At 32.3% G+C, this 25535-nt stretch carries 38 protein-coding genes and 3 tRNA genes; 37 read left to right on the forward strand and 4 right to left on the reverse strand.

All coding sequences use genetic code 11. The features are described from left to right. Positions 1-30 precede the first annotated feature (30 nt). The 5 genes from hbs (at position 31) to CPG45_RS08010 (ending at position 2797) form a co-directional block, all read left to right on the forward strand. A complete protein-coding gene (gene hbs / locus CPG45_RS07990; protein ID WP_096231410.1) occupies positions 31-306 on the forward strand; it encodes a non-specific DNA-binding protein Hbs in 276 nt (91 codons plus the stop codon). 45 nt (positions 307-351) lie between these two features. Then, a complete protein-coding gene (locus CPG45_RS07995) occupies positions 352-591 on the forward strand; it encodes an RNA-binding S4 domain-containing protein (protein ID WP_096231411.1) in 240 nt (79 codons plus the stop codon). 163 nt (positions 592-754) lie between these two features. Beyond that, positions 755-1696: a SpoIID/LytB domain-containing protein gene (locus CPG45_RS08000; RefSeq protein WP_172856632.1), complete on the forward strand. Its 942-nt coding sequence runs from the start codon at positions 755-757 to the stop codon at positions 1694-1696. A gap of 102 nt (positions 1697-1798) precedes the next feature. After that, positions 1799-2092 carry a sporulation protein YabP gene (gene yabP / locus CPG45_RS08005; protein WP_096231413.1) on the forward strand — a complete coding sequence of 98 codons (294 nt, stop codon included), beginning with the start codon at positions 1799-1801 and terminating at the stop codon, positions 2090-2092. A gap of 78 nt (positions 2093-2170) precedes the next feature. Continuing rightward, on the forward strand, positions 2171-2797 hold the full coding sequence (locus tag CPG45_RS08010; RefSeq protein WP_096231414.1) for an MtnX-like HAD-IB family phosphatase: 627 nt from the start codon (positions 2171-2173) through the stop codon (positions 2795-2797). A gap of 2 nt (positions 2798-2799) precedes the next feature. Here the strand turns inward: CPG45_RS08010 and CPG45_RS08015 are convergent, their stop codons facing one another. Beyond that, on the reverse strand, positions 2800-4419 hold the full coding sequence (locus CPG45_RS08015) for a putative manganese-dependent inorganic diphosphatase (protein WP_096231415.1): 1620 nt from the start codon (positions 4417-4419) through the stop codon (positions 2800-2802). 143 nt (positions 4420-4562) lie between these two features. On the opposite strand from CPG45_RS08015, the gene yabQ reads away from it, so the two are divergent. From yabQ to CPG45_RS08050, 7 genes are all read left to right on the forward strand, one after another. After that, positions 4563-5039 (forward strand): spore cortex biosynthesis protein YabQ, encoded by a 477-nt coding sequence (gene yabQ, locus CPG45_RS08020; RefSeq protein WP_096231416.1) that lies wholly within the window; start codon positions 4563-4565, stop codon positions 5037-5039. A gap of 63 nt (positions 5040-5102) precedes the next feature. Further along, entirely contained in the window at positions 5103-5405 is a 303-nt protein-coding gene (locus CPG45_RS08025; RefSeq protein ID WP_231968664.1) for an FtsB family cell division protein, read from the forward strand. Between the two features lie 106 nt (positions 5406-5511). Continuing rightward, entirely contained in the window at positions 5512-5934 is a 423-nt protein-coding gene (locus CPG45_RS08030; protein ID WP_096231417.1) for a S1 domain-containing RNA-binding protein, read from the forward strand. Positions 5935-5977: 43 nt separating this feature from the next. Further along, positions 5978-6892, forward strand: a complete 915-nt coding sequence (locus CPG45_RS08035; RefSeq protein ID WP_096231418.1) for a Ppx/GppA phosphatase family protein — start codon at positions 5978-5980, stop codon at positions 6890-6892. 79 nt (positions 6893-6971) lie between these two features. After that, positions 6972-7061 (forward strand) — tRNA-Leu (locus CPG45_RS08040). Positions 7062-7070: 9 nt separating this feature from the next. After that, positions 7071-7146, forward strand: a tRNA-Met gene (locus CPG45_RS08045). A 5-nt stretch (positions 7147-7151) separates the two neighbouring features. Continuing rightward, positions 7152-7228 (forward strand) — tRNA-Met (locus CPG45_RS08050). Here the strand turns inward: CPG45_RS08050 and CPG45_RS08055 are convergent. Genes CPG45_RS08055 through CPG45_RS08065 form a run of 3 tightly spaced genes read right to left on the reverse strand, consistent with a single transcriptional unit; the run spans position 7185 to position 9609 of the window. Further along, positions 7185-8687 carry a recombinase family protein gene (locus CPG45_RS08055; protein WP_096233541.1) on the reverse strand — a complete coding sequence of 501 codons (1503 nt, stop codon included), beginning with the start codon at positions 8685-8687 and terminating at the stop codon, positions 7185-7187. The genes CPG45_RS08050 and CPG45_RS08055 overlap by 44 nt on opposite strands. Positions 8688-8743: 56 nt before the next feature. After that, complete coding sequence (locus CPG45_RS08060; RefSeq protein WP_157732351.1) at positions 8744-9166, reverse strand: ImmA/IrrE family metallo-endopeptidase; 423 nt, start codon at positions 9164-9166, stop codon at positions 8744-8746. Between the two features lie 5 nt (positions 9167-9171). After that, entirely contained in the window at positions 9172-9609 is a 438-nt protein-coding gene (locus CPG45_RS08065) for a helix-turn-helix domain-containing protein (RefSeq protein ID WP_096231420.1), read from the reverse strand. Positions 9610-9791: 182 nt separating this feature from the next. Between CPG45_RS08065 and CPG45_RS08070 the strand changes: the two genes are divergently transcribed. The 25 genes from CPG45_RS08070 to CPG45_RS08190 all read left to right on the forward strand — a co-directional run bounded on the left by CPG45_RS08070 (position 9792) and on the right by CPG45_RS08190 (position 25446). Next, a complete protein-coding gene (locus CPG45_RS08070) occupies positions 9792-10025 on the forward strand; it encodes a helix-turn-helix transcriptional regulator (RefSeq protein WP_096231421.1) in 234 nt (77 codons plus the stop codon). Between the two features lie 54 nt (positions 10026-10079). Beyond that, entirely contained in the window at positions 10080-10277 is a 198-nt protein-coding gene (locus CPG45_RS08075) for a hypothetical protein (protein WP_096231422.1), read from the forward strand. Positions 10278-10351: 74 nt separating this feature from the next. Further along, entirely contained in the window at positions 10352-10870 is a 519-nt protein-coding gene (locus tag CPG45_RS08080) for a helix-turn-helix domain-containing protein (RefSeq protein WP_197702786.1), read from the forward strand. 35 nt (positions 10871-10905) lie between these two features. After that, entirely contained in the window at positions 10906-11226 is a 321-nt protein-coding gene (locus tag CPG45_RS08085) for a transcription termination/antitermination NusG family protein (protein ID WP_157732352.1), read from the forward strand. Positions 11227-11230: 4 nt separating this feature from the next. Then, complete coding sequence (locus CPG45_RS08090; RefSeq protein ID WP_096231424.1) at positions 11231-11824, forward strand: metal-dependent hydrolase; 594 nt, start codon at positions 11231-11233, stop codon at positions 11822-11824. Between the two features lie 75 nt (positions 11825-11899). After that, a complete protein-coding gene (locus tag CPG45_RS08095) occupies positions 11900-12187 on the forward strand; it encodes a hypothetical protein (RefSeq protein WP_096231425.1) in 288 nt (95 codons plus the stop codon). 196 nt (positions 12188-12383) lie between these two features. Then, positions 12384-12563: a hypothetical protein gene (locus CPG45_RS08100; protein WP_096231426.1), complete on the forward strand. Its 180-nt coding sequence runs from the start codon at positions 12384-12386 to the stop codon at positions 12561-12563. 6 nt (positions 12564-12569) lie between these two features. Beyond that, a complete protein-coding gene (locus CPG45_RS08105) occupies positions 12570-12797 on the forward strand; it encodes a hypothetical protein (protein ID WP_157732353.1) in 228 nt (75 codons plus the stop codon). 25 nt (positions 12798-12822) lie between these two features. Then, positions 12823-13440 carry a ribonuclease HI family protein gene (locus tag CPG45_RS08110; RefSeq protein ID WP_096231428.1) on the forward strand — a complete coding sequence of 206 codons (618 nt, stop codon included), beginning with the start codon at positions 12823-12825 and terminating at the stop codon, positions 13438-13440. A gap of 266 nt (positions 13441-13706) precedes the next feature. Continuing rightward, positions 13707-16526: a hypothetical protein gene (locus CPG45_RS08115; RefSeq protein ID WP_096231429.1), complete on the forward strand. Its 2820-nt coding sequence runs from the start codon at positions 13707-13709 to the stop codon at positions 16524-16526. 1 nt (position 16527) lies between these two features. Next, a complete protein-coding gene (locus CPG45_RS08120) occupies positions 16528-17091 on the forward strand; it encodes a replicative helicase loader/inhibitor (protein ID WP_096231430.1) in 564 nt (187 codons plus the stop codon). Further along, a complete protein-coding gene (locus CPG45_RS08125) occupies positions 17072-17275 on the forward strand; it encodes a hypothetical protein (protein ID WP_096231431.1) in 204 nt (67 codons plus the stop codon). Before CPG45_RS08120 ends, CPG45_RS08125 begins: the two co-directional genes overlap by 20 nt. A gap of 6 nt (positions 17276-17281) precedes the next feature. After that, positions 17282-17878, forward strand: coding sequence for a hypothetical protein (locus CPG45_RS08130; protein WP_231968665.1), 597 nt, complete (start codon positions 17282-17284; stop codon positions 17876-17878). 16 nt (positions 17879-17894) lie between these two features. Continuing rightward, positions 17895-18830 (forward strand): ADP-ribosylglycohydrolase family protein, encoded by a 936-nt coding sequence (locus CPG45_RS08135; protein ID WP_096233543.1) that lies wholly within the window; start codon positions 17895-17897, stop codon positions 18828-18830. Between the two features lie 465 nt (positions 18831-19295). Further along, positions 19296-19640: a hypothetical protein gene (locus CPG45_RS08145; RefSeq protein WP_096231434.1), complete on the forward strand. Its 345-nt coding sequence runs from the start codon at positions 19296-19298 to the stop codon at positions 19638-19640. A gap of 114 nt (positions 19641-19754) precedes the next feature. After that, entirely contained in the window at positions 19755-19952 is a 198-nt protein-coding gene (locus tag CPG45_RS08150) for a hypothetical protein (protein WP_096231435.1), read from the forward strand. 4 nt (positions 19953-19956) lie between these two features. After that, positions 19957-20220, forward strand: a complete 264-nt coding sequence (locus tag CPG45_RS08155; RefSeq protein ID WP_172856516.1) for a DUF433 domain-containing protein — start codon at positions 19957-19959, stop codon at positions 20218-20220. A gap of 30 nt (positions 20221-20250) precedes the next feature. Further along, a complete protein-coding gene (locus tag CPG45_RS17020; RefSeq protein ID WP_172856518.1) occupies positions 20251-20400 on the forward strand; it encodes a hypothetical protein in 150 nt (49 codons plus the stop codon). A 111-nt stretch (positions 20401-20511) separates the two neighbouring features. Next, a complete protein-coding gene (nusG, locus tag CPG45_RS08160) occupies positions 20512-21036 on the forward strand; it encodes a transcription termination/antitermination protein NusG (RefSeq protein WP_096231437.1) in 525 nt (174 codons plus the stop codon). A gap of 63 nt (positions 21037-21099) precedes the next feature. Beyond that, entirely contained in the window at positions 21100-21900 is an 801-nt protein-coding gene (locus tag CPG45_RS08165) for an HNH endonuclease (protein ID WP_096231438.1), read from the forward strand. Next, positions 21901-22107: a hypothetical protein gene (locus tag CPG45_RS08170; RefSeq protein ID WP_096231439.1), complete on the forward strand. Its 207-nt coding sequence runs from the start codon at positions 21901-21903 to the stop codon at positions 22105-22107. 12 nt (positions 22108-22119) lie between these two features. Next, positions 22120-22428, forward strand: coding sequence for a hypothetical protein (locus CPG45_RS08175; protein ID WP_096231440.1), 309 nt, complete (start codon positions 22120-22122; stop codon positions 22426-22428). Positions 22429-22440: 12 nt separating this feature from the next. After that, entirely contained in the window at positions 22441-23109 is a 669-nt protein-coding gene (locus tag CPG45_RS08180) for a hypothetical protein (RefSeq protein ID WP_096231441.1), read from the forward strand. A 4-nt stretch (positions 23110-23113) separates the two neighbouring features. Further along, the gene (recD2, locus tag CPG45_RS08185) at positions 23114-25225 is read left to right on the forward strand and encodes an SF1B family DNA helicase RecD2 (RefSeq protein WP_096231442.1); all 2112 of its coding nucleotides are present in this window, start codon (positions 23114-23116) and stop codon (positions 25223-25225) included. A gap of 41 nt (positions 25226-25266) precedes the next feature. Continuing rightward, on the forward strand, positions 25267-25446 hold the full coding sequence (locus tag CPG45_RS08190) for a hypothetical protein (RefSeq protein ID WP_096231443.1): 180 nt from the start codon (positions 25267-25269) through the stop codon (positions 25444-25446). The last annotated feature ends 89 nt before the right edge of the window (positions 25447-25535 follow it).

A 25535-nucleotide genomic window follows, 5' to 3' on the forward strand; every position in this document is an offset into this window, starting at 1 on the left:
TGTAGTATATTTTACTAAGGAGGTATAATCGTGAATAAAGCAGATCTTGTTACAAAGATTGCAGAAAAAAGCGAATTAACGAAGAAAGAAGCAGAGAAAGCGTTAAATGCTTTCGTAGATGCAGTGCAAGAAGCACTCCAGCAAGGTGATAAAGTGCAGTTGGTTGGCTTCGGAACATTTGAGGTAAGAGAAAGAGCAGAAAGAAAGGGCAGGAATCCTCAGACAAAAGAAGAAATAACAATTCCTGCATCGAAGGCACCAGTATTTAAAGCAGGCAAAGCTTTAAAAGATTTGGTGAATGCGTAAATCAGGTCGTATGACCTGATTTATCTTTTAAGGAGACGGAAATCAATGCGGTTAGATAAATTTCTTAAAGTGTCACGGCTTATAAAAAGAAGAACAATAGCAAAAGAAGCATGTGATAAAGGCATGATATCAATTAACGGAAAAGTAGCTAAGGCCGGTGATGTCCTTAAAGAAGGGGATATCATTGAAATCAATTTCGGAAGTAAAGCTATAAAGGCTGAAGTTGTCGATCTAAAAGAACATGTATTAAAAGACGAAGCAGAGAATATGTATAAGTTACTTTAAAGATGTATTATTTTATTTAAGTTAAAGTATTAAATATTTATAAATATGAATACATCTCAATAATCCTTCCTATACTAACATAAAAGTATATATATATTTATACGTTAAGTTTAGCATAGGAGGGATTTTTTTGCGAAATAAATTAAAATTATTATTATTGGTTATGACAGCTATATTTGCTTTGACATCTTGTACAACACCATCTAAAAAACCATTGCAAAAAAGAAAACCACAAGTGTTATTACCTGCAATACCGGCAAAGATTAGCCGTGGTAATAAAAAGGAACCTGTTTTAAAGGTATATATAAGTCAAACAGGAAAGATAGAAACTATGCCACTTGAGCAATATGTTATGGGTACTGTTGCGGGGGAGATAAAAAATGATTGGCCGATAGAGGCATTAAAAGCACAAGCCATTCTAGCTAGAAGTTATGTATTGAACTTCGTTGATACTAAAAAGTCGAAATATGACGGAGCAGATATATCAACAGATTTTGAAGAAGCGCAGGCATGGAATCCAGCAAACATAAACTTAAGAATCAGAAAAGCTGTAAATGATACAAGGGGGACTGTCGCTATATTCAATGGTAAATATATAGATGCATGGTTTCATTCAGATGCAGCAGGTAGAACTGCTATGGCAAAAGAAGGGTTAAATTATAAAAAGCCAGAACCGCCGTATATTGAAAGTGTGAAGTCAAATGATAGTAAAGATGCCCCCGCAAATATAAAAAACTGGACTGCGACATTTACAAAACAAGATGTTTTAAATGCACTTAATAAGATGGGTGTGAACATAAAGGATTTTAGTTCAGTTACTATAGGGACAAAAGGTGGATCGGGAAGGACTGTAAATCTTAATTTTGATAAAACTCCTGTAAATGCACCAGACTTTAGAATAGCTATTGGCAGTGAAAAAATGAAATCTACAATGCTTGACAGTGTAAAATATGATGGCAGCAATCTCCTTATAAAAGGAAGGGGATTTGGTCATGGAGTCGGCATGTCGCAATGGGGCGCATATCAAATGGCAAAACAAGGTTCGAAAGCTAAAGATATAATTATGCATTACTTTAAAAATTTGAATATTGTAAAACTATGGTAATTGGAACGCGAAGAGGGTTATGATTAAAACCCTCTTTTATTGATATTTGTTCTAAAATACCATACACCTTCATAAAATTAGATAAAAAGAGGAGGTGTTATGATGGAGGATAGAAGAGGGACAAACAGTAATAAACAACAGAACATCACAATACAAAACAGAGAAAAGATGCAGGTAACTGGTGTAGATAATGTAGTAAGTTTTGATGATGAATTGGTTATACTTGAAACGGCACTGGGACTTTTAACAATAAAAGGACAGGACCTTCATATAAATAAACTTAATTTAGATGAAGGAAATGTATCTATTGATGGAGAACTTGTAAGCCTTACATACAGCGATAGAAGTGGAATAATGGGTAAATCTGGAGGATTTTTAAGTAGGATGTTTAAATAAAAGTGAAGTGATGCCAACATTGAAAAGTTATCCCTTTTCGTGTATCATTGTATTAAAATGATGTAAAGGGGATGCATTATGTGTACCTATATACTTGTTGATTTTGATGGCACCATAACAAAAGAAGATACTTGTTATGCAATGGTTAAGGCATTTGCAAAGGATGGCTGGCAGGAGATAGAAAGAAAATGGGAGACAGGTTTGATTAGTACCGAAGAATGTGCACTTGAGACGTTTAAGCTTATGGATATGGATGAAGAAAAGCTAAAAAAACTTCTTAATAAAATAGAAATAGATGAGTATTTTAAGGACTTTTTAAACTTATGTAACAAGAGAGGATACAAAGTCATAATTGCAAGCGATGGATATGATTTTAATATTAAAACTATTCTTAACAAGTACAATATACATCTTGAATATTATAGCAATAGACTATATTTTAAAGATGGGAATATTGTTGCTAAATTTAATACATCATCGGAATGTGATAAATGTGGTTCATGCAAACTTGAGATATTAAAAAAATACAAAAATGACAATACAGAAGTTATTTTTATTGGTGATGGTTATTCAGACATATGTGTAGCAAAATATGCAGATAAACTATTTGCACGTGATACACTGCTAAAATATTGTATAGAAAATAATATTCCCCATATACCGTTTAATAATTTTAAAGATGTGATAGAAGAAATAAAGCGATAAACCTATTTTGAGTTTATCGCTTTTGCTATTGGTGGTACAATCTGCTTTTTTCTTGATATGACATATGGAAGATAAAAATTATTATCCGTTATGTCAATATTGAATGCCTTAGCTAATAAATCTTTGTGATTGCCAGCAAACAATACCAAAGAACCTTCGTTAATAATATCAGTAAGCATTAATAAAAGCATGTCGTAATTTTTATTTTTTCTTTCTTTCTCCATGAATTTTAATAAATCTTCTTTAAGATTTCCAACACTTGATAATGTGGTTACTTGACCAATTCCGATTTTAAAATTGTTGATTATGAATTCTTTAAAATCCATATAAAATATTTCTTCAACAGTTTTACCCTTTAAGGATGTCCCAGCTTCAAACATTTGTTTACCAAAAGTCTCAATATCAATCTCGGCTATTTCAGATAATTTTCTCGCTGCCCTTATATCCTCCGGTGTACAGGTTGGCGATTTAAATACTAATGTGTCAGACAATATTGCAGCACACATAAGCCCAGCGATATGCCTTTCCGGTATCAAGCCACGTTCCTCAAAAATCTTATTTATTATTGTCGATGAACAACCAACTGGCTGATTTCTAAATAATATTGGCTGGTTTGTTTCAACACCGCCGATTCTATGATGGTCGATAATTTCAAGAATTGTGGCATCCTCAATACCGTCAACTGCTTGTGACAATTCGTTATGGTCCACAAGTATGATTTTTTTTCTTTCATAGTTTAATATATGACGTCTTGCTAAAAGTCCCAAAACTTTACCTTCACTATTTACGACAGGAAAGTTACGGTATCTATACTTTAACATTGTTTGCCTTACATCATCAATATAATCACTATCTTTAAATGTCACAATATCATCTTTTATCATAATGTGTGACATTGGAAGACATTGATTTATGAGTTTAATGGTGTCAAAGGTATCACAAGGAACAACAATTATTGTTGAATTATACTTTTTGGCTTCTTTTATAACACTGTCGGATGGATTGCTATCGCCTGTTATTATTATTGTTTTAGCACCATTTTTTATAGATTCCAATTGGATGTTCTCTCTATTTTCAACGATCAATGTTACCCCATCACGAATCTTACCAATAACATAATCTGTTTGCATTGCGGCAACAATAATGTCTCCTTTTATAAAATCTTCGTTTTTGACAATTATTCGGCCATTTAAGGTTTTTAGAATATTTTTAATAGGTATGCTATAATTTGATAATTCTTGTGATGATGTAAGGTATGCTTTTGCAAGGTCACCCATTGTAGCTACTCCCTTAAGTCTATTTTCTTCATCGACGATGGCAATAGTCTTAAAATTTTTATCAAGTAACATATTCCATGCTTCATACATAGGAGCATTTTCTTTAATTGTTAAAGGCTTATCATAAGATATATCGCTAACCTGCGTATATACATTTTCAATTAAATCAGGCTCTTTAACATTAAAATAATTTAATACAAATTGCGTTTCTCTATTTATAGGTCCAAGCCTTACCGGTATCGCTTCAATATTTTCTGATCTCCTTTTTAAATTAGCATATGCTATTGCAGAACAAATTGAATCTGTATCTGGGTTCTTATGACCGGAAACGTAAATAGTACTCATATGCAACTTCTCCTTTATATTTATATAATAATAACATTTAAAATTATATTCTTACAATTTATTCAATAATATATGAAAGGCTTAAAGATAATCATATAAGTCTTTCATACTAATATAATATAACAGGAGGAGGTAATATGTAAATGGTAATGAATGTACAAAACCAGCTTTATTCTTTCTTTGTTATGTTATATGGTGGCATAATAATTGCAATTATATACGATGTTTATAAAGTTATAAGGATAATTATAAAACCGAAGAGAATTGCTACAGATATAGGAGATATTACCTTTTGGATTATTGGTACTATTGTTTTTATATTTTTTTTATATATTAGCAATTATGTTGAGATAAGATTTTACACATTTCTCGGATTTATAATAGGTGCTTTAGCCTATAATGTTGTATTAAGTCCTTTTGTTGTAAAAACATTACTTTTTATTTATAGAATTTTATTTAAAATAGTAATAAAAACATTTAAAATGATTAGCTATCCAATTGTAATTTTATATAAAGCACTCCTTGTACCATATAGATATTTAGCAAAGATATTTTCTATTCTAAAAATGCTAATTGATAACATTGTTTCACATTTTAATCTTTTTAAGAAAAAAAAATAGAGGATTTTTCATCAAAATGTCGAATATATACTAGAAGAACAAAATGATGAGAGGTCTGTTCCAATGATGAAGGTAACGAATAAGATTAGAATTAAAACAATATTGATAGGCATTTTTATTATCTATGTTGCATTTACATTTGTCAAGCAGCAAATTACATTGAATATGTTAGATGAGAAGTATAATGAAATTAAATCCAAAGAGATTGCTGTACAAATCGAGAATAAAGAATTAAATAATCAGATAAAATATATAGAAACAGATAAGTTTATAGAAAACGAAGCAAGACAAAAGCTTGGACTTATTAAAAAAGGCGAGATAATGTACATAGATACATCAAAGGAAAACAAAGATTCAACAAAATAGAATAAAGACTTTATTTTTACAAAATTACACACTTGATAGTATATGTTTTTTAATATATAATAAACATATTAGTATTAAATAAGTTAAAGGGAGGATAAATATTTATATGCCATTTCAGGTAGGAGAGGTAGTTGAAGGAACTGTTCTCAATATCACTGATTTTGGAGCGTTTATTCAATTACCGGAAGGCAAGACGGGTTTGGTTCATATATCAGAGATCGCGAATACTTATGTCAAAGATATTAATGAATTTTTAAAGGAAAATGATAAAGTAAAAGTAAAGGTCCTTTCAATGGATAGGGAAGGACGCATAAGCTTGTCAATAAAGAAAGCTTTGCCAAAGCCCAAATCCGAAAAAAGCAATAGGAGCTATGAATTTGAGCATCATAGCAATCGGAATAATAATATTTCTTTTGAAGAAAGAATTTCTAAATTTCTGAAAGACTCTGATGAAAGGCAACAACAGCTTAAAAAGAATTTCGAATCAAAACGAAGAGGCGGCGGTTACAAAAGAAACGCTAATTATTAATATTCGGGGACTACCCGAAGATTTTCAATTCAGGAGGACTACAATGAGGTGCTCTGTTATTGATATAGGTACTAATTCTGTACGCCATCTTATATGTGATATTGATGGTGAATTGATTAAGACAGTAAAAAAAGATGTTAAAATAACACGACTTGGTGAAGGCGTGTCAAAAAGTGGCAGATTAAACAATGATGCTGTTATAAGAAGTATCGATATTATAAGAAAATATTTAGATGATGCGAAAGATTATAATGTAACTGATATCTATGCATTCGCGACTTCAGCAATGAGAGATGCAAAAGATTCTGACTATTTCTTAGATGAATTATCTAAAATAGGATTAAATACAGATATTATAGATGGTGAAACTGAGAGTTTATATGGTTATTTGGGTGCCTCATATGGTATAAATAAAAAAGATGCATTGGTATTGGATATTGGTGGAGGTAGTACAGAATTTTCATATTACAATGATAATCTTATAAAGAAAAGTTTTGATATAGGTGCTGTCAGATTGACGGAAAGGTTTATTAAAAATGACCCGCCAACAATCGATGAATACAACAATATGAGACTGTATATAATAGATATGTTGTTACCATTTATCGAAAATAATGAAAATATAACATGTAACATTATAGGCATAGGAGGAACAATAACGACATTGGCAGCAATGTCACAGGGCTTAAAAGTTTATTCGAGGGAAAAAGTTCATGGATATGTTCTTTCCAAAAACGAGGTAAAGAGACTCCTTGAATTACTTATGTCAGTTAAACTTGGAGAAAGAAAATTGATAAATGGGTTGCAGCCTGAAAGGGCAGATATAATTATAGCCGGAACAATAATACTTATTACAATATTAGAGCTTTTAAATGTTAATTCGATTTCCGCAAGTGAGTGGGACAATTTGGAGGGCGCTGTGATAAATAGATTTCTTAAAAAAAATAATATTAATTAGCTAAAATATCAAAGCAAAAAGTCTTGACTTATAATATATTATGTAATATAATAAATGATGTCGCTAATGATAGTGACGTGCCGGAGTGGCGGAACTGGCAGACGCACAGGACTTAAAATCCTGCGGGCCTTTAAAGCTCGTACCGGTTCGATTCCGGTCTCCGGCACCAGCTTAATATCGCGGGGTGGAGCAGTTGGCAGCTCGTCGGGCTCATAACCCGGAGGTCGCAGGTTCAAGTCCTGCCCCCGCAACCAAATATGGCGGCGTAGCTCAGTTGGCTAGAGCATGCGGTTCATACCCGCAGTGTCGGTGGTTCGACTCCACTCGCCGCTACCATCCATGTACAAACTTTTTGATTAATCGAGATTTTCAAAATTGCCTCAACCTTATCATGGTAGACGGTAATTTTTTTTATATATGTAGGTAGCATAGCTTTTATTTTCTTTCTGTCTCCTTTGGTCAAAATATCTTTATCTTTTATTAAATATGCTGTTATCATATCTTCTGTTATAATACTTACATCAGGTTTTAATTCCAATTCTCTTAATCGTATTTCAACTTCATTCTTCTGTTGCTCAAGCTCGGTCAATTTAGCATCAAGGCTCGGATGAAAATGTCCTGCTGCAATAGCATCTACAATAGTAGAAATACTTTTATCTATTTCTTCTTTCCTTTTTAAAAGTGTTTTTTGCATATTTTGCCTATCACTTATAATTTCTTGATTTTCTTTGTTTAAAGATTTGGCAATTTGAGGTATAATATCATCATTAAAAATTTTTTCCTGCAATTCACTCAAAATGTAATTTTCTATCATATCTTGGTTTATATCTTTATTATCACATTGCTTTGTACGTTGTTTATTATTGCATCTGTAATATGTATACTTTTGTTTTCCTAAACAGCCTGTCATACTTGCACCACAAATACCACATTCTATAAGTCCAGAAAGCAAATATATTCTTTTTACATTATGTGCAGCTTGTGTCCTTTTTGCTTTTTCCATCTTTTTTTGTACCTCCTCAAATAAATCTTTATCTATTATTGCGGGAATAGCATTATCTATTATAATTACATCTTCTTTGCAAATATTATGCTTATATTTAGTACCTTTATTAAATATGTATTTTCCAATATATTTTTCGTTTTTTAAAATATCATGCAAACTATTTTTGCTAAAAGTATTACCTTTTTTAGTTTTATAACCATGCAGATTTAATTCATCTATAATATGTCTATAACCATAGCCATCATTATACATTTTAAATATAAGTCTAACAGCTTCAGCTTCTTTTTCATTAATAACATAATGTCCATTTATAATATCATACCCAAAAGGCGGTATGCCTCCATTAAATCTTGCTTGAAATGCATTTTCTTTTAATCCTTTCATAACCTCTCTTGCAAGATTTCTTGAATAATATTCAGCCATACCTTCGAGAACACTTTCAAGTATTATACTTTCAGGACTATCATCAAGTTGTTCTAATACAGATATAAGTCTAACACCATTCTTTTTAAGCAGACGTTTATAAAAAGCACTATCATATCTATTTCTTGCGAATCTATCTAACTTATGTACAATAACAGCTTGAAATATGTTCATTTCACTATCTTTAATCATTTGTAAAAATTGTGGTCTATCGTCAGTAGTTGCTGATTTTGCTTCATCTGCGTATATTTTAATAATTTCAATATTATTTTTTTCTGCATATTCTTTTATTGCTCTAGCTTGTGCTTCAATTGATTCTTCACGTTGATTATCTGAACTATATCTACAATATGCTACTGCTTTCATTTATTATCACCTCAATATTTTGCTATAAATTATAATTTAAACAATTTTATTTTTTATCATATCATTTTATATGCTGCTATTTCTTCAGCGACATTAAAAGCATTTAGGATTTGTTCGTATGTCATAAAATCTTCATTTATTGTCTGAATTAATAAATATGTACCAAATAAATTAGCTTCTATTTCTAGTCTATCTCCAAAATATGTATATGTTTTTAAAAAAGGACAATTTTCACGTGGATGTAATACAGCATGTCCAAGTTCGTGAGAGCAAACTATAATTTTATCTCTATAATCTAAGTCGCTATTAACATATATTTGTTTGTTACGATGTGTGTATTTATAAAATCCGTATATGTTCCCTAGCGGGAGTGCAATAATATCTACATTCAAACACTCAGATAATTCAAGAGGATTATTAGTTTTGTACTTTTTAGTCAGCTTCTTTGTGATTAATATTATTTGCTCACGTGAGTACAAAAAGATCACCTCTTGCGATATTTTTTAGGCGTATATTTCTCTTTGTTTTTTATTTTTGCTAAACGTAATCCAAATTCTAAAGCCTGTTTTAACAATTCTCTGTCTTCGTCTGAAATCGGCTCGTTATAAAACATCAGTCCATCTGCATGTTCTAAATCATTCATCATCTTTTCGAGATCTTTTGCAATATCTCTTTCATCTTTTGCGGTAAGTTTGTCATTGTTCATTCTTTCTGGATTGCGTATGTTAGTTCTTCCTAACAGATAGTCTACACTAACATTAAAGTAATTTGCTAACTTATCAAGAGTTTCTTTATCTGGAGAACGTACACCTGATTCATATTTCGCAATTGTAGAATAAGAAACATTTAAAAATTTTGCTATCTCATATCTGTCTTTTTTTAATTCTTTTCTTAATTCTTTTAATCTATCTTTAAATTCCAAAATGTCCACCTCCTAATATATTTTAATATTTTATCACAATGAGTCCAAAAAATATTTTATCACAATAAGTCCAAAAAATAAACATTTTTGTCCAAAATGGGCAAAAAACTATTGACATTGGACGAATAGTCGCATATAATATAATTAAATCGCAAGACAAAACGTCCAATGGAGGTGTTTGCATGAAAAATACGAAAAGAATAAATCTAATAAGAATAAGGAAAAACAATGGATTAAAAGTAAAAGATATTGCAAATTTATTAGGAATATCAATGTCACATTATTATAAAATTGAAGAAGGAATTAGAAATCCTAATCTTGAAACAAGTATAAAATTATCTAAAATATTAGGAAGTACAATTGAAGAACTTTTTTCTATTGATAAATTGGACGATTCGTCGCAAAAAGCTGTTTGAATAATTTGGGTAGAAACAAAAATATAAAAAATATTCTTTAAAAGGAGGTAAAAAATGCAAGTTGCAATAATAAAAACAACAATAAGTAGAAATAAACTTAAACAAGAAATATACAAGCCAGATGAACAAGAAATAATCGGATATGAAGAAATAGATGAAAACAAATATTATGATCCTATTGCTAAATTTGTTTTTGACAAAATAAAAAATGAAAATTTTCTTGAAACATCATCAAATGAAGATAAGCAATAGACATATATAGGTCGTACTATGTCCAAAAAATGACTTAACAAAAAGTCAACCAAAATTAAATGGGAGGACTAATAATGTGTGATAAAAATAAAGTCTATCACTCATATTTTATAGAACACAAAAAAGCTGTTGATATTGCCAAAGAAGAAAATGTAAGCAAACAGGCAATATCTAAAATTCTAAAACAATTTCCTGAATACATCGAAGAAAAAGAAAGACGTAAAGCACAAAACCATAAAAAACACAATCAACAGGTTGGAAAAATTGCAAATCAAAAGCGCAAACAAAAAAATGAAGAAGATAATATGTTAATGGAAGCTTTAAAACGACAGCAAGAAATACACGCAACAGTAATTTTATCAAAAAAACGTAAACTTGGTACTGATACATTAATTGCAATGTCAATTACGCACTATGACTACAATCCAAATAATCAAAAATTAATTTTTAACGAAGCATGTGGCAGAAAACTTGTCGATCTTCCACGTACAATAAAAGTACATAAATCTACGTTAAACCAGTTTGTTCAATATTCACAAAATATAGAATCTGAAAAATGGACCAGCAATGTTGAAAAGAAAGCTTTAAAATAGCTTTATTTTTTTTGCAAAAAGAAAGGAAGATTAAATTGGAGAAATGGTATGCAGTTCAAACATTCACAAATCAGGAAGAAAAAGTACGTGAAAAATTAATTAAACTTGGTATAATTAATGTTGCCATTCCTACAACTACAGAAATAATAACTAAAAATGGTAAAGAAAAAATAAAAACAATAAAAAAGTATCCTAATTATGTTTTTTTTAAAGCTGAAATGACAGCTCAAAACTGGCATAAAATAAAAAATATTCAAGAAGTAATGTGGTTTACTAACGTTGATGCTATACCTGCACCGCTAACTAATGAAGAAGTTTTGAGATTGCAATTAGAAGAAAATTTAAAAAGGACGTGATAAAATGTTAGGACGTACACACCTTGCAATAGGTCTTGCAACAACAGCAACGGTAATAACAAATCCGCACGCACTACCTCAGGCACTTATAACAGCAGGAATAAGTTCATTGTTGCCTGACATAGACGAAGAACACAGCCTAATAAGACGTAAAATAGACATTATTCCAGGCTTGCCATTAGGCTTTCCGTTACTATTAATAGCAGATTATTTTTTATGGCATTATAAATACTTTTCGTTGCTTGCAGCGATCTTGTTTGCAGTTTATATAGGCTTTGCGTACTTCACGAAACACAGAGGTTTTACTCACTCGTTTGCAGGTTTTGCAACGTTCATATTAATACTTGTATTGTCCGATAAAATGCTTCTTATACCTGCCATAATAGGCTATGGTATGCACCTTGTAGCAGACTTAATGACAAATGCAGGCATTGAGCTTTTATATCCTTATGAAAGACGTTTTGGATTCCATTTGTTTAATACAGGTTCTATTATAGACCAATCTATAGGACTTATAGCAACTTTTATATTCTTTGCTATGCTTTACCATAACTTTACAGGTATGCGCATACCTTTTAAGACGTTCACTCGTTTGTGAACGTCTTTTTTTTTTGCAACCAAAACCCCCTAACTTTGGAGCCTTTAAGGCTCTTTCTTTTGAGGTGATGCAAACATGACCTTGTTTAAAAAAATAAAAGAAAATAAAAATAAAATAAAAAAAATCGAAAACGGTGATTTAATTTCAGTTTACCAGATTAATCTTGCAAGCATCTTGCTTTCACTTTCATTGAAAGATTTAACAGATATTGATTTTTCAATAATACTTTTGTTTGTGAACGTATATTATGCTACATATCTTATAAGCAAAAAATATAAAACCATACCTGGAAAATTAATTTGGTATGTGCTACCAACAATTATATTAATTTTTACTTATTCAATATGCCAATTTAGAAATTGAAGGAAAAAACCTGATACTATAAATAAATTTAAAACAATTATAGTTAACCATAGTAAAATATTTTTTACATTGATTACACTATTTCTTAAATATTTATTAGAATCGGTAAATTCATTGTAATATTAATAATATATTTTTTACAACAAAAACTTAATTGGAGCCTTTAAGGCTCTTTTTTTTTTGAGGTGATGCAAACATGGCAACGTACAAAATCAAATTAGAACTTACAGATGAACAATACAAAATGCTTTGCATGTACATATCACGTATCAAAAATGCAACAAAACATGCAACAGAAAATATCAACTATACTGACAGATATGCAAAAATTCTTAACGACTGGAACACGATAGCAGAACAATTAGGAATTGAATAAGGAGGAATGATATTAATGTGGGTATTAGGACAAAATAAGAATTTCATTGAGCAAATTACAGAAGTTTGGATAGAGCCTAAAGATACAAGCAGTGAAACTACGTGGAGTATTATGGCAAACAACTATGTAACTTTAGGCAAATATGCTGATGAAAAAAGAGCAAAAGAAATAATACAAAACTTATATAATGCAATCAAAACTGGAAACAAAATTTTTCAAATGCCTGAAAAATAAAATCTTATAGAAGGAAGGTAAGCGCATGTGGTATGGATACTTTGACGGCTGCTCGAAAGGCAATCCTGGTGACAGCGGTGTTGGTGGTGTACTGATAGACGAAAACGGTGAGATAGTAGAAAAGATAAGCAAATATATTGGCATACATACAAACAACGAAGCAGAATACATGGCACTATTAGAACTACTTAATTCAGCATATCGACATGGTGTTAAAGAAATTTTAATACACGGTGACAGTCAGCTTGTCATAGAACAAATAACAGGCAACTGGAAACTTAAACAGGAAAGCTTAAGACCTTATTACAATCAATGCAAAGACATGTTGTTTTATATGCATGCAAGTTTTAAGTGGATTCCACGTGAACAGAACAAGCAAGCCGACAAACTTTCCAATGAAGCTTTAAAACAAACCTCTGATTTTTGCAATTATCATCGTGGTGTTTTTGACATAAACAACCTTGAGAAAATAACAAATGACATATATATTGCACATGGTACAGAAGACTATGCGGTAGACCTGCTTCACAATGTGTGCACCTGTCCTGCATTTAAGTACTATGAAGGCGACTGTAAACATCTTGTCGCTGCGAAAAAACTTAAAGAAACTGAAAAGGACATTGAGGAACTTTTTCCTGCATGATAGGACGTCAAAAGCGTCCTATTTTTTTTGTGGAACGAAACAGATTGACCTCCCGATCTGAACTTCGTTCCTACGGGCATATCACACAAAATTCCTCCTTTAAACATTTGTTCGTGTTTTGGCAGCTTTAAGGCTGCCTTTTTTTTGTACACTCCTTTTAAAAAATTGCAAACAGTCGGCAAAAATGGCAGCCAAACTAAAGGCTGCCATTTTTGTTGTAAACATACGACCGTTTGCAAAAACTAAAATAAAAAGGAGTGAATAAAATGAACAAAATTGTAGAACAAATAGGAAAAATTAATTTTGAAGGGAATATTATACCTGCAAATTGGTATAAACATATTACTTTTCAGTCAGGTAAACCTAACTTAAATGCAATAATAATATTAGCTGAAATTGTCTATTGGTATAGACCAACAATTATAAGAGATCCAGCAACAGGAGAAATAAAAGGATATAAAACAAAATTTAATGCAGACAAATTACAAAGATCATATCAAAGTTTTGCAGACCAATTTGGAATTTCAAAACGCCAAGCACAAGATGCAATAAAACTGCTTCGTGATTTAGGATTAATTACACTTGAATTCAGAACTATTACAATGCCTACATCTGGTCTAAAATTAACAAATGTTATGTTTATTGAACCAGTTCCTGAAAGAATTGAAGAAATAACTTATAACAACATTAAAGAAATTGATGATTCAGATGATAATTCAGTACATTATAATACCTCCTACGATAAAACGAAAGAGGTAGGACGTGAAATAGTTGATACTACAACGCAACGTAATACCTCCTACGATAGAACGGAGGAGGTACCTACAACAAACGTAGGAGGTCAAGCACCTGAACGTGAGACCAATACAGAGAATACATCACAGACTACATCAGAGACTATCTTACCTGATAGTGTCTCTCTCTCAAGTAAATCTAGTGATAATAAGCTAGTTACTAGATCTAAAAGATCACTGTGGAAGTCATCTCTATGGTGTAGTGATACTAAGATAGATAATCTTAATACGGATAATACACCTAAAGATACTGTATGTATACTTGATAATAATAAGCGTGATATAAGCCTTAATAAAGCACTTGATATAGAGCATATAAAGCCTGAAATAAGCCTTAAGGTACCTGTAATAGAGCCTGATATAAGCTTTAAAGAGCTTGATAGAGAACCTGATAAAGAGCCTGTAAATAAGCCTGTATTAAGCACAGTAACTATGCTTGAAGATAAGACTGGTAAAATCTTGAATAGCAACCTGAATAAGCCTGAAAAAGACCTGAATAATGCTTTAGATATGCCTAATGATGCTGTAAAAGAGCCTGATGCTATAAACGTTGATGACCTTGATGACGACTTTTTAAAGCTTGATGATGAGCTTTTTGAGAGCGAAGAATACAAAGAGTTTTTCGCTATGCTTGATGCTATGCCTAATCCTGATGATGCATCTAAAGCAAGCCTTGAAATGAGCTATAGTGAACTTGATAGAGAGCTTAAAACAGTGTCTAACCAAAAGCCTGATACAAGCCTTAATGCACCTGAAAGAGAACCTGAAAGAAACGTTATCATGCCTGATGCCGACTTGATTGAACTTGAAAATGAGCCTGCTGGCATGGATGCAGAACAAACTTTGCAGGACAGCACTGACTTGCAAGAATGTCTTTATGCGGAGGACACAAGCAGTTTCACTTCCGCAGCGGAAAAAACAGACTGCGATACTGACAGCCATGTGCTACATGTACTCGACAAAGCCGATGTCACCGAGTCAGAAGGCAATCAAAATGCTGACAGCAATGCCGACTTAATGCTGCACCACTTTGTCACAGCAAGGACAGAACAAGGCTTTGACTTTGTTCCTGAAGGCGAAGAAGTCAATTACGGCTATGGCAACTGGAACGACTACAGCCTTGAAGAAACTGACGATGATGGCATGATAATCTCATCAGGTCAATTTGTGCAAGACTGTGATGCCTTTGAGGATTTTGATGGTGACTGGAAAATGCTTGAAGAATATGGTTTTACGGTCATTGACGAAGAAAATAGCACAAAGGCACAGGTAAATGCGCAAAATGCATCTGAAAAAGACTGCAAAGATTCTTGTGATGCTTTTTTGAGCGATTTGAGCGATGATGTCGTCAAAATTCTTGCGAAAGACAAGTTAAGTGATGCTGACATCAAAATTCTTGAAGAAGCTGGCTTTTCTGTTGTTGGTGAGCTTGACAACACAATGCAGCCTGATGCTAAAAATGTACCTGAAAAGCATGCTGACAGCACCGAACAGGATTTTGTCAGAATGCTCGAAGAAGCGTTCAATGCAAAGGTCATTGATGATGCTGAAAGTGACGTTGACACTGCTTCAGATATGCCTGAAAAGCATGTTGATAACACTGAACAGGAACTTGTCAAAATGCTTGAAAATGCATTTAACGCAAAAGTTGTTGACGACACCGAAAATGATATTGCCAGTGTCGTAAATGGCACTGAAAAGCGTGAAAAACTACATGATGTTAGGCTTACTGATGAGCTTGACGCATTGCCTGAAAGCCTTTTAAGTGAGCCTGAAAAAATGCTTGATGCTGACAAGCCTGACGAGGTGCTTGTTGCAGAAGTTGGCAGAAACCTCAATGAGCCTGAAAAAGTGCGTATTGTTGACCATAACAAGCTTAAAAAAGTGCCTATTGATGAAACTGACAGTAAACCTGACGAAGTACGCAAATCCAAAGTTATCAGTCTTGCCGACAGGCGTTATCAGAAATCATTAAGGCAAACAGATAAGCCTGAAAAACTGCTTGAAAAAACTGTGAATCGGCGGCAAAGTCAAATAGCCTTTGTCAATAGACACACAAACGCATTGCAAGAATGTCCTTCCTGCAATGCAGACAGTTTGACAACCGCAGTGGGAAAAAGAGTGCCTTGTACAGGCTTTGAAGGATTGGAATTGGCAGTTAATGCAGGTATGCGGAAACGAAAGAGTATATCCAGCGGTTCTCCTCCTGCCAAAGAGATGTTTAGAAATCTGCTTGTAGTGAGCAAACAAAAGCACCGAAATTTGACTTTTGCCTGTGAAGGAGGAAACTGAAATGACAGTGCAAGAAACAACAAAGATTGTCAATGCACTTAAAGTTGCTTATCCTCGCTATGCTGAACAAATACAGGAGAATAAACAAGGCATGATTAGCCTGTTTGCTTTCATGTTTAAAGACGTGCCTTATGAGGTTGTTAATTGTGCACTTCAAAAGTTCATACTTGAAAGTCCGTATCCTCCTACGGTACATGATCTTTACAAGGAGGTTATGGCTTTTACGAAACCTGATATTCCTGATGAAGATAAGGCATGGTATGAGGTTGCACGTGCAATAAGGCTATATGGTTATTACAGACCTGAAGAAGCCTTTGGCAGTATGTCAGAAGTTGTACGTGATGTTGTCAAGGCTATTGGCTGGTCGGAAATATGTTTGTCAAGGAATATAGAGCTTGTACGTGAACAGTTTATAAGGCTATATGGTACGGCAAGGCAACGTAAAGAGCAGGAAATGTTTATGCCAAGTTTTTTAAAAAGGCGTATAGACAAGCTTACAAAAGGCAAAGTTTTAAACATTTCTGATGCTTTAGGAGGTGCGGTAAATGGCAAGCAGTGTAAATGATATTGTTAGTTCAATGTCTATGCAGGATTTAGAAAGGCTTTCTAAAAAGCAGACTGATAACATCAAGAAGTACTATTACAATGCCTTAAAGCATCTATCAAAGGCTATAAGTCAGAAGGACAAGGTTAATACAGCAATATGGACGCACATTGCGAATGAGTTGAAAAGACTTGTTAAAACGTGAAAGAGGATGTTTGTTGTGAAAATTAAAAAGTTTGTGTTAATAATGCTGTTAGTAAGCTTGGTTTTGGCTGTGTCTGGATGTGGAAAAGAGTATCATTATACGAGCAGAACTTATGTCGTTTCTTATCCAATTAAATCATTAGGACTTAACAATGACGTTTCAGGTTCTTTTTCTGGCGCATTTTTTGTAGGCTTTGGCAGTCTTGATACAAACACGTATTATTATGTTTATGCCGATGCTGGAAATGGGAGATATATTTTAAAGAAATATGATGCGGAAACAACGTACTTGCAAGAAACAGATGGACAGCCGAGATTTGAGAAAATTATCAAGTATTTCATAACTGATAATGGTTCTGATAATTTCACTGTAGATGGAATTAAATTCAGAAAGCAAGGTTGGCCATTACCGTTTTTTTATGTTGGAAATGTAGAATATACATCTAATGATGCGTTTAATGATAATTATGACATTGTTGCACAACACGTTAAAATAGGTAAAAATCAAACATTGTATGTCAGTACAGAAGCTACGTCAACCTTGTATGTGCCTAGAGGAACGATAAAGGTTAAATTTAATGCAGATGTTAATAACGTTAAATGAAAGAAAGGAGTTTTTTATGATTAATAACATAACAGATAAAATATACGGTGCGTTCTACGGTGTTGCTATAGGAGATGCCTTGGGTGCTACGGTAGAGCATGAACGCAAGGAAAATATTGTATCTAAATACGGTGTTTTAAAGGATATTATTGGTGGTGGTTGGTTAAATTTAAAACCTGGAGAATGGACAGATGATACTGAAATGACGTTGGCAGTTGCAGAAGGTATAATTGAAAATAAGGCTGATCCAGTTCCTAAAATTGGTGAACATTTTTTACGATGGGCAGCAACAAATCCATACGATATTGGTGGTACTGTTAAGACGGCTATTAGATCTATGTGGATATATAATTTGTCTAATTATGAGTGGGAAATTGCTGCTAAAAAAGCACATGAATGGTTAGACGGGAAAAGTGCAGGTAATGGTGCATTGATGCGTACAATACCTGTTGGAATTGTTTATAAGGATGAGATAGATATAATAAAACGTTCAGTAGCAATAGCAAAAATGACACATTTTGATCCAAAAGCAGGTTTGACATGTGCTATATATTCGCTTATGGTTCATTATATTTTATATGGTGAAAAAGATAAATTAAGAGTATTAAATAAAAGTATAAATTTCATATCGGAATCAATTGTAGTTAATGATGAAATAACGAAAATTTTTGAAGATATAATAGAGATTAATAAAAATGATTTAATACCTAATGGTTATACAATTAATACTTTAAAATGTGCTTTATGGGCTTTTTTGGAGTCAGAAAATCCTGAACAAGCAATAATAAATGCTGTTAATTTAGGTGGTGATGCAGATACAATAGGTGCGATTGCAGGTGGACTTGCAGGTGTTTATTGGGGTTATAAAGAAATTCCAAAAAGGTGGGTTAAAAAATTAAGAAATAAAAAGAAACTTAATAAAATTTGTAAAAGTATTTTAAAATATGTATAATTTTAGAATGGAGTGTTCAATAATATGTTTTTTCATGGTTTTCCAGTGGTAATCATATACTTATCCGTTACGTATTTATTTTTGTTGATAGTGATATTGCCACATTTTCAAACAATACCTGAAATATCTGCTTTATTGTATGCTTTATTGATTGGTTTTACTGGTATATCAATAATATTTTCAGATGTTAATTTTCAAATAAAATTACAGGTAATTTTATTGTCTTTACTTTTTATAATTTCTGATTTTATTCTTTATAAAATTATTATCAATAAAAGAAAAAAACAAAAACATTAACAAGGTATGCGCATACCTTTAGCTGTGTATAAGTTAAGCAGAGAGTAGGAAGGAGGTAAAGGTACATTTTTCTTCAGCTAAATGATTTTTAGATAGAGTTTCCTGTGCTTAAGGTGATGAAATTGTAGTGCTAAAAAAATTCAAATTATTATATACTATGTGAGTTTTGTGGTTTTTGTAAAATATAATGATTGTGATGCTGTGAATTTTATAGAAGGCAGTTTTATCAAAGATACGATTGACTATTCTATAATTTATACTTTCAATGGTATAGATTATAGAATTACGGTGTGTACAATCCGTAAAAATGATAAATTTACAGTCGTTGAGATATTATTTGATAAAAATATTCCAAATGAGATGATTGCAGAACTGTTGTCAATGAAGTGGGAAGTATTTTCACAATGTGAGGATGCAGTGGTTCAATTAGCAGCATGTGTGTGGAAAGTTAACGATGTATATATAGTGGCATCTGTGAAAAAATGTGTAAGATTGATTAATCGTAGAAAATAATACTAATCAAACAGTATTATCTTCACATTCCATATAAGAAAAATTATTCACATCCTGCTATAAAGTAAGCCAAATGCAGGCTTTATTTTTTTTGTCTAAAAGGAATGATAAAAAATGGATAAGTCTGTTTATAAATCTTCAAAAGAAAGATTAATTACTATGAGAAAGAGGCATTTTGAGAGCAAAAATAGAGGTATAAGTAAACAATATACGCAGTGTATAGTAGATGAATATTTGCGTTTTGTAATAAGACAAGAAGCAGGTCAAGAATATATGCAGCGTATTATTGATGAATATTTTAGAAAGGACTAAAAACATGGAAAATGAATATTTCATTAAAAATTATTTTAAGTCAGTAGCAAAGAAGTATAAAGGAATAGTTGTAGACAATGATATACTTGCTGGTATGCCAACTATAAGTGGCAGGAGAATACCTGTTTCATTAATATTGTCATGTCTAAAAGATAATATGTCAATTGAGGAGATATGCAGTGAATATTCATTAACTGAAGAAGATGTCAAAAATGCCATAGATTTCGCTATCGATCTGTTAGATTATCCATATCAGTCAGATGTTTAATTATTAATTTTAAAACGGAGGTGAAAAATCATGGAAATAGTCATAGACGGCGTAGTGGATACAAGAGAAAATCCTATGAGTGCCGATAATTTTCTTGATAAGTTCATTGAGTGGATAGAAGAAAATCATTGGTATTTTGGCGGTACTGTCAGAGAGTATAACGAGAACAAAGAAGATTAGAAAAAGGCAAATTAACAGAAAGAGGCTGCAAAAAGAAACAGTCTCTTTTTTTGTGCCTAAAAACATCAAAAAGGACATTCAATTTTAAATAAAGAGAAAGGATTGAAAAACATGATAGAAACGAAAGAAAAGCCAAAGTGGTATGCAGTACAAACCTTAACTAACCATGAAAATAAAGTGAAACAAAAAATAGATATGATAATTCAAAACGGTACTTATAAAAACTTAATATTGCGTGCTGAAGTTCCTACACAAAAAGAGACAGTTAGACAAAATGGAAAAATAAAAGAAGTTGAAAAAAAGTTATTGCCTAGTTATGTACTCGTAAAAATGGTTATGACACGTGATACATGGTATGTAATAAGGAACATTAAAGGTGTTGTAGGATATGTAGGACCAGATAGGCAGCCTGTTCCTCTTTCAAACGAGGAATTAAGGCGTATTTTTGTTTATGATACTGAAAATTATGGACTGTTTAATGTAAATGATAATGTGCTTGTGAAAGACGGACCTTTTACAGGCTGTATAGGAACTGTCAAAGAACTTAATAAAAATGGCGTAAGTGTTTACTTAACAATGTTTGACAGAGAAACAAAAGTAGACTTCAATTACGAACAGTTAGAAAAAATTAGTTAATAGTAAATCTACATATTGACAAAATATATAAATAGATATACTATATAGTTAAAGGTGATTTTGATGGGAGATGTAATATCACTTAAAAAGAATAGCCGTATAGTTGATGATTCTGTTATTCAAGAAGTTAGAAAGGACTATTGTGAGTATTGCGGAAAACCTGGCAAAACACACGTTCACCATATTAAGACACGTGGCGCAGGCGGAGACGATGTTAAAGAAAATTTGATTAGCCTGTGTCCTGAATGTCACGCAAAAGTTCACAATGGAAATATAGATAGATATGATCTTGTAATTATAGTTTCTATACGTGAAAAGAAAACGCCTGAAGAAATATGTAGAATTATAAAGCTTCCTATACCTGATAAATTTCCTAATTTTAAAAAGATAAATGAGCCTTCCCTAGAAGAACTCATTCAGGCATATATAAGTTTGAATGAGCAGGAAATAGACTGTCGCTGGGAGAAAGGACGTATAGCGGATGTGCTTTTGCAAAACAATGTAAAAGCAACTTGGATTTCGAGTCAGACAGGTGACAGTCCAGCACAGATAAGAGAGTTAGCAAAAGTGTACAGAGCTTTTCCTGACGAAAGTTTAAGGATACCGACTTTATCATGGTTCCATCACAGAATAGCTGCCAATACAGATGATCCGCAGAAATGGATCGAGTATGCAGCAAGCCATGAATTAAGCACACGGGAACTTACAAAAGCCATAAAAGAAGCTGAAAAACAGCCTTTAACAGAAGAAGAAAAGCTTAAAGAAAAGGCAGAAAAAATTGTAAAGGCTTTTGAGGACGTTCAGAAAAAGAACGCAGAGCTTGGAAGGTGGATTTTCGAGGAAATTCAAAAGAGGTGTGAATAAATGGAAAGAGAAATTTTAAAAAAGATATTAGACTTGGTTAACGAAGGACATACAGTATCTTTTGAGGAAGATTTGGGTGGAAATACAATAACAATATATTTAGATGATATGCATACGCATTGTGGTGCGCCTGATGGAGATTTTGATACTTTAATTAGAAGTTTGTATGACCTTTTGATTAATAACCGTGGACTTTCATGGGCGTAGAGGTGCTTTAATATGAACAATAAAGATAAATCAATTTATACTTTGACTATTCCTTGCGGTGGCGAAAAACATCAAATAAGCCTGACAAAAGAAGGAAAACTAAAACTTTTAAATCATACTGATGATGAGATAGAGATTGAATTAGCATTTGGAATACTTGGCGGTGAGCTTCCAGAGTGCCTGAAAATTAAAAGAGCATGGGAAAATAATCTATGTAAAAGTGATTTTCGCTCTAATGATCCTGTTTTAGAGTATGCTCTTACATATCTTAAATTAGCTTTTCACATACTTCAACGGCGTTTGTTAAATATAGATTTTTAGAGGTGCTTTAATATGAACAATAAAGATAAGTCAATTTATACTTTAACTGTTCCTTGTAGTGGCGAAAAACATCGAATAAGTCTGACGAAAGAAGGAAAACTGAAGCTTTGGGAACATACTGATGATGAGATAGAAGCTGAATTGGCACTTGAAAAGCTTGGCGGTGAGCTTCCAGAGTGTATTAAGATACAAAAAGCTTGGAAAAACAATACATGGAGAAATGATTCTTATTGGTTTGAACAACGTGACAATGATTCTGTTTTAGATGATGCTCTTGAATGTTTTGATTTTGCTTATAATTATAGAAATTCGTTTAAGAAAAAGATATTAGGCTTGATTGGAATTTTTATAGCAGGTTTTATAATTTCTGTAATCATATCTCTGATACAACAAAGATTTGATTTATTTTTGATATATATGTATGCATCTATTAATGTAGTTTTTGGACTTTATTATGTTTATCTTTTTTTGGATATCTCATCTGTAATTGGAGAATTTTTTGTACCTTTTATTGTTGTAGTAGAATTTCTTTCTTATTTTAGTTCACTGTATGATTTTAAGATAGTTAATGCTGTTATGCTTTTAATTTTTTTGTTTTTATATTTTGTTCCTATTATTGGCAATAAAATATTGCTTGGATTGATAAATGAGATTGAGAAGCCAAATTTTTTAAGAAGGTGATTTTATGGAAATTGCCAATGCAGTGATCGACAGAATAATTTATGAAGCAGATAACTTCACAGTAGCGTCTGTAAAAACGTCAAATAACAGGTTTATTGCAACACTCAATCAACGCTGCCGTAAAGGACAGAAGATGAACCTGCACGGCGATTGGGTAGTACATAAAAAATATGGCAGGCAATTCAAAGTAATACAGACAGAAATACCTGAAAATATTACAAGTACAGATGTTGAGATATTTTTGCAGAATATAAAAGGAATAGGACCGAAACGTGCAAAGAAAATAGCCGATACGTTTGGCAGAGATTCAATTGAAATAATCGAAAAAGAACCTGCAAGACTTAAGGAAATAGGTATACCAGAAAGCACTATAGAGCGGATATATAAAGAAATAATTGACAACAAAGAGTTCAATAAGGTCAAATTATCACTTCTTCCATTAGGCTTGTCGCTAAATACTATTAAAAAAGCTTACGACAAATATAAAGAAAACACATTAAACATGATAAAACAGAATCCATATAAAGTAGCTGAAGATATTTCAGGCATAGGCTTTATAAAAGCCGATGAAATTGCCAAAAAGGTTGGAATAGAGCATGATAATGTTTATAGAATCCAGTCAGGCTTGAAATATTGCTTGTATCAGGCAGGTATACAAGGACATTTATATTTGCCTATAACGACGCTTTGCAATACAGCGTCAAAACTGCTTGGAATAAGCTATATGAAGGTTTTTGAACAGGCACAATATCTAAACCATATTAAGGACGTATATGATGACAACGGAAATGTATATTTAGCTTTTAATTATGCTGAAGAAACCTTTATAGCTGAAAAACTTTTAAGAATGTTAAATACAAATGTAAAGGAAGTTAGGAATGTTGATAGGTTGATTCAAGAAGTTGAATTTAAAAATAATATTAAATATGCGGACAAACAGATAGAAGCTATAAAGAAGTCATTAAACAGCAATATATCAGTTATAACAGGTTCACCTGGAACAGGCAAAACAAGCATTATCAAAGCAATAATATCAATATTAAAGTTTAATCATCAAAGTTTTGCCCTTGCTTCTCCGACAGGCAAAGCAGCTAAAAGGCTTGAAGAAACCACTGGAGAAGAAGCAAAAACAATTCATAGGCTATTAGAGTGCAAATTTGATGAAAAAATGAAACATGTTAGATTTGACCGCAATGAGCAAAATCCTCTTGATGTTGATGCGGTGATAATTGATGAAACTTCTATGATAGACAACGATCTTATGTACCACTTTCTAAAAGCCTTAAGAGATAATACAAAATTAATTCTTGTCGGAGATGTGGACCAGCTGCCATCTGTAGGTGCAGGCAACATTTTAAAAGACATAATAGAGTCTGAAAAAGTACCTGTGACGAAGCTTGATGTAATATTCAGGCAGAAAGAAATGTCCTCAATAATAACTAATTCAAAACTTATTAACGAAGGCAAAATGCCTGAATTTAACAACAAAGACTTCATTTTTTATGACTTAATAAGTCCTGAACAAATTGTCAAAGAGTTTGTGAAAGAAATTAAAAGCGGTAAATCACTTGATGATGTACAGATCCTAACGCCTATGAAAAAGACTGATATAGGTTCATTGGAACTAAACAGATTAGTGCAGGAAGTTGTAAATCCAGCATGTCCTAGTAAGGAAGAAATAAGGTATGGCGAAAAACTATTTAGAGTTGGAGACAAAGTAATGCAGACTTCAAATAACTATGAAAAAGAGATTTTTAACGGAGATACAGGATATATAAAACGTGCTTATGTAGATGATGACGGTGTCAGGCGTGTCGAAGTTGACTTTGATGGACGTAATATTGAACTTATTGAGGAAGAACTGAAAGACATAATGTTAGCCTATGCTATTACTGTCCATAAGAGTCAAGGCAGTGAGTATGACACTGTTATAATGCCTATAACAACCAGTCATTACATCATGTTGAAACGTAATTTAATTTATACAGGTGTTACGAGAGCAAAAAGAGTCGTCAAGATATTTGGAAGTAAACAGGCGGTAAGCATTGCGGTGCGTACAATTGACAGTTCAAAGCGTTATACAGGTTTGAAGGACAGATTGAAGAATACAGTTTAATGTATAGTTAAAAAATTAAGTGTAAAAAGGAGGAATTTTGGATGTCTTTAATAACATTATTATTGCTTTCAGTTTTTGCTTTGATTTTTGTTACTGGCTTTGCTGTTGTGACACGTGGTGAAATTCTTGGTGAACAATTAGGATTTTTGATAATAGTTCTTTTGGGCGTGGTGTTTATATGTAGTGTTGGAATTATAGCAACGTATGTAGGTATACGTTAATGTGTGTAAAGGAGGAATTTAAATGATGCCTTTTTTAAGTCAACTACCCCCGCTTATAGAAGCGGAGGCTTGAAAGAAAGCCTTGGTTG

The organism is Thermoanaerobacterium sp. RBIITD, from assembly GCF_900205865.1.
Taxonomy (GTDB): domain Bacteria; phylum Bacillota; class Thermoanaerobacteria; order Thermoanaerobacterales; family Thermoanaerobacteraceae; genus Thermoanaerobacterium.

Excerpts from the sequence above, each read along its gene's own strand:
- CPG45_RS07995 (WP_096231411.1), top strand. The coding sequence starts at position 352 with ATGCGGTTAGATAAATTTCTTAAAGTGTCACGGCTTATAAAAAGAAGA.
- CPG45_RS08000 (WP_172856632.1), top strand. The coding sequence starts at position 755 with ATGACAGCTATATTTGCTTTGACATCTTGTACAACACCATCTAAAAAA.
- yabP (WP_096231413.1), top strand. The coding sequence starts at position 1,799 with ATGGAGGATAGAAGAGGGACAAACAGTAATAAACAACAGAACATCACA.
- CPG45_RS08010 (WP_096231414.1), top strand. The coding sequence starts at position 2,171 with ATGTGTACCTATATACTTGTTGATTTTGATGGCACCATAACAAAAGAA.
- CPG45_RS08015 (WP_096231415.1), bottom strand. The coding sequence starts at position 4,419 with ATGAGTACTATTTACGTTTCCGGTCATAAGAACCCAGATACAGATTCA.
- yabQ (WP_096231416.1), top strand. The coding sequence starts at position 4,563 with ATGGTAATGAATGTACAAAACCAGCTTTATTCTTTCTTTGTTATGTTA.
- CPG45_RS08025 (WP_231968664.1), top strand. The coding sequence starts at position 5,103 with ATGATGAAGGTAACGAATAAGATTAGAATTAAAACAATATTGATAGGC.
- CPG45_RS08030 (WP_096231417.1), top strand. The coding sequence starts at position 5,512 with ATGCCATTTCAGGTAGGAGAGGTAGTTGAAGGAACTGTTCTCAATATC.
- CPG45_RS08035 (WP_096231418.1), top strand. The coding sequence starts at position 5,978 with ATGAGGTGCTCTGTTATTGATATAGGTACTAATTCTGTACGCCATCTT.
- CPG45_RS08055 (WP_096233541.1), bottom strand. The coding sequence starts at position 8,687 with ATGAAAGCAGTAGCATATTGTAGATATAGTTCAGATAATCAACGTGAA.
- CPG45_RS08070 (WP_096231421.1), top strand. The coding sequence starts at position 9,792 with ATGAAAAATACGAAAAGAATAAATCTAATAAGAATAAGGAAAAACAAT.
- CPG45_RS08075 (WP_096231422.1), top strand. The coding sequence starts at position 10,080 with ATGCAAGTTGCAATAATAAAAACAACAATAAGTAGAAATAAACTTAAA.
- CPG45_RS08080 (WP_197702786.1), top strand. The coding sequence starts at position 10,352 with ATGTGTGATAAAAATAAAGTCTATCACTCATATTTTATAGAACACAAA.
- CPG45_RS08090 (WP_096231424.1), top strand. The coding sequence starts at position 11,231 with ATGTTAGGACGTACACACCTTGCAATAGGTCTTGCAACAACAGCAACG.
- CPG45_RS08095 (WP_096231425.1), top strand. The coding sequence starts at position 11,900 with ATGACCTTGTTTAAAAAAATAAAAGAAAATAAAAATAAAATAAAAAAA.
- CPG45_RS08100 (WP_096231426.1), top strand. The coding sequence starts at position 12,384 with ATGGCAACGTACAAAATCAAATTAGAACTTACAGATGAACAATACAAA.
- CPG45_RS08105 (WP_157732353.1), top strand. The coding sequence starts at position 12,570 with ATGATATTAATGTGGGTATTAGGACAAAATAAGAATTTCATTGAGCAA.
- CPG45_RS08110 (WP_096231428.1), top strand. The coding sequence starts at position 12,823 with ATGTGGTATGGATACTTTGACGGCTGCTCGAAAGGCAATCCTGGTGAC.
- CPG45_RS08115 (WP_096231429.1), top strand. The coding sequence starts at position 13,707 with ATGAACAAAATTGTAGAACAAATAGGAAAAATTAATTTTGAAGGGAAT.
- CPG45_RS08120 (WP_096231430.1), top strand. The coding sequence starts at position 16,528 with ATGACAGTGCAAGAAACAACAAAGATTGTCAATGCACTTAAAGTTGCT.
- CPG45_RS08125 (WP_096231431.1), top strand. The coding sequence starts at position 17,072 with ATGGCAAGCAGTGTAAATGATATTGTTAGTTCAATGTCTATGCAGGAT.
- CPG45_RS08130 (WP_231968665.1), top strand. The coding sequence starts at position 17,282 with ATGTTTGTTGTGAAAATTAAAAAGTTTGTGTTAATAATGCTGTTAGTA.
- CPG45_RS08135 (WP_096233543.1), top strand. The coding sequence starts at position 17,895 with ATGATTAATAACATAACAGATAAAATATACGGTGCGTTCTACGGTGTT.
- CPG45_RS08150 (WP_096231435.1), top strand. The coding sequence starts at position 19,755 with ATGGATAAGTCTGTTTATAAATCTTCAAAAGAAAGATTAATTACTATG.
- CPG45_RS08155 (WP_172856516.1), top strand. The coding sequence starts at position 19,957 with ATGGAAAATGAATATTTCATTAAAAATTATTTTAAGTCAGTAGCAAAG.
- CPG45_RS17020 (WP_172856518.1), top strand. The coding sequence starts at position 20,251 with ATGGAAATAGTCATAGACGGCGTAGTGGATACAAGAGAAAATCCTATG.
- nusG (WP_096231437.1), top strand. The coding sequence starts at position 20,512 with ATGATAGAAACGAAAGAAAAGCCAAAGTGGTATGCAGTACAAACCTTA.
- CPG45_RS08165 (WP_096231438.1), top strand. The coding sequence starts at position 21,100 with ATGGGAGATGTAATATCACTTAAAAAGAATAGCCGTATAGTTGATGAT.
- CPG45_RS08170 (WP_096231439.1), top strand. The coding sequence starts at position 21,901 with ATGGAAAGAGAAATTTTAAAAAAGATATTAGACTTGGTTAACGAAGGA.
- CPG45_RS08175 (WP_096231440.1), top strand. The coding sequence starts at position 22,120 with ATGAACAATAAAGATAAATCAATTTATACTTTGACTATTCCTTGCGGT.
- CPG45_RS08180 (WP_096231441.1), top strand. The coding sequence starts at position 22,441 with ATGAACAATAAAGATAAGTCAATTTATACTTTAACTGTTCCTTGTAGT.
- recD2 (WP_096231442.1), top strand. The coding sequence starts at position 23,114 with ATGGAAATTGCCAATGCAGTGATCGACAGAATAATTTATGAAGCAGAT.
- CPG45_RS08190 (WP_096231443.1), top strand. The coding sequence starts at position 25,267 with ATGTCTTTAATAACATTATTATTGCTTTCAGTTTTTGCTTTGATTTTT.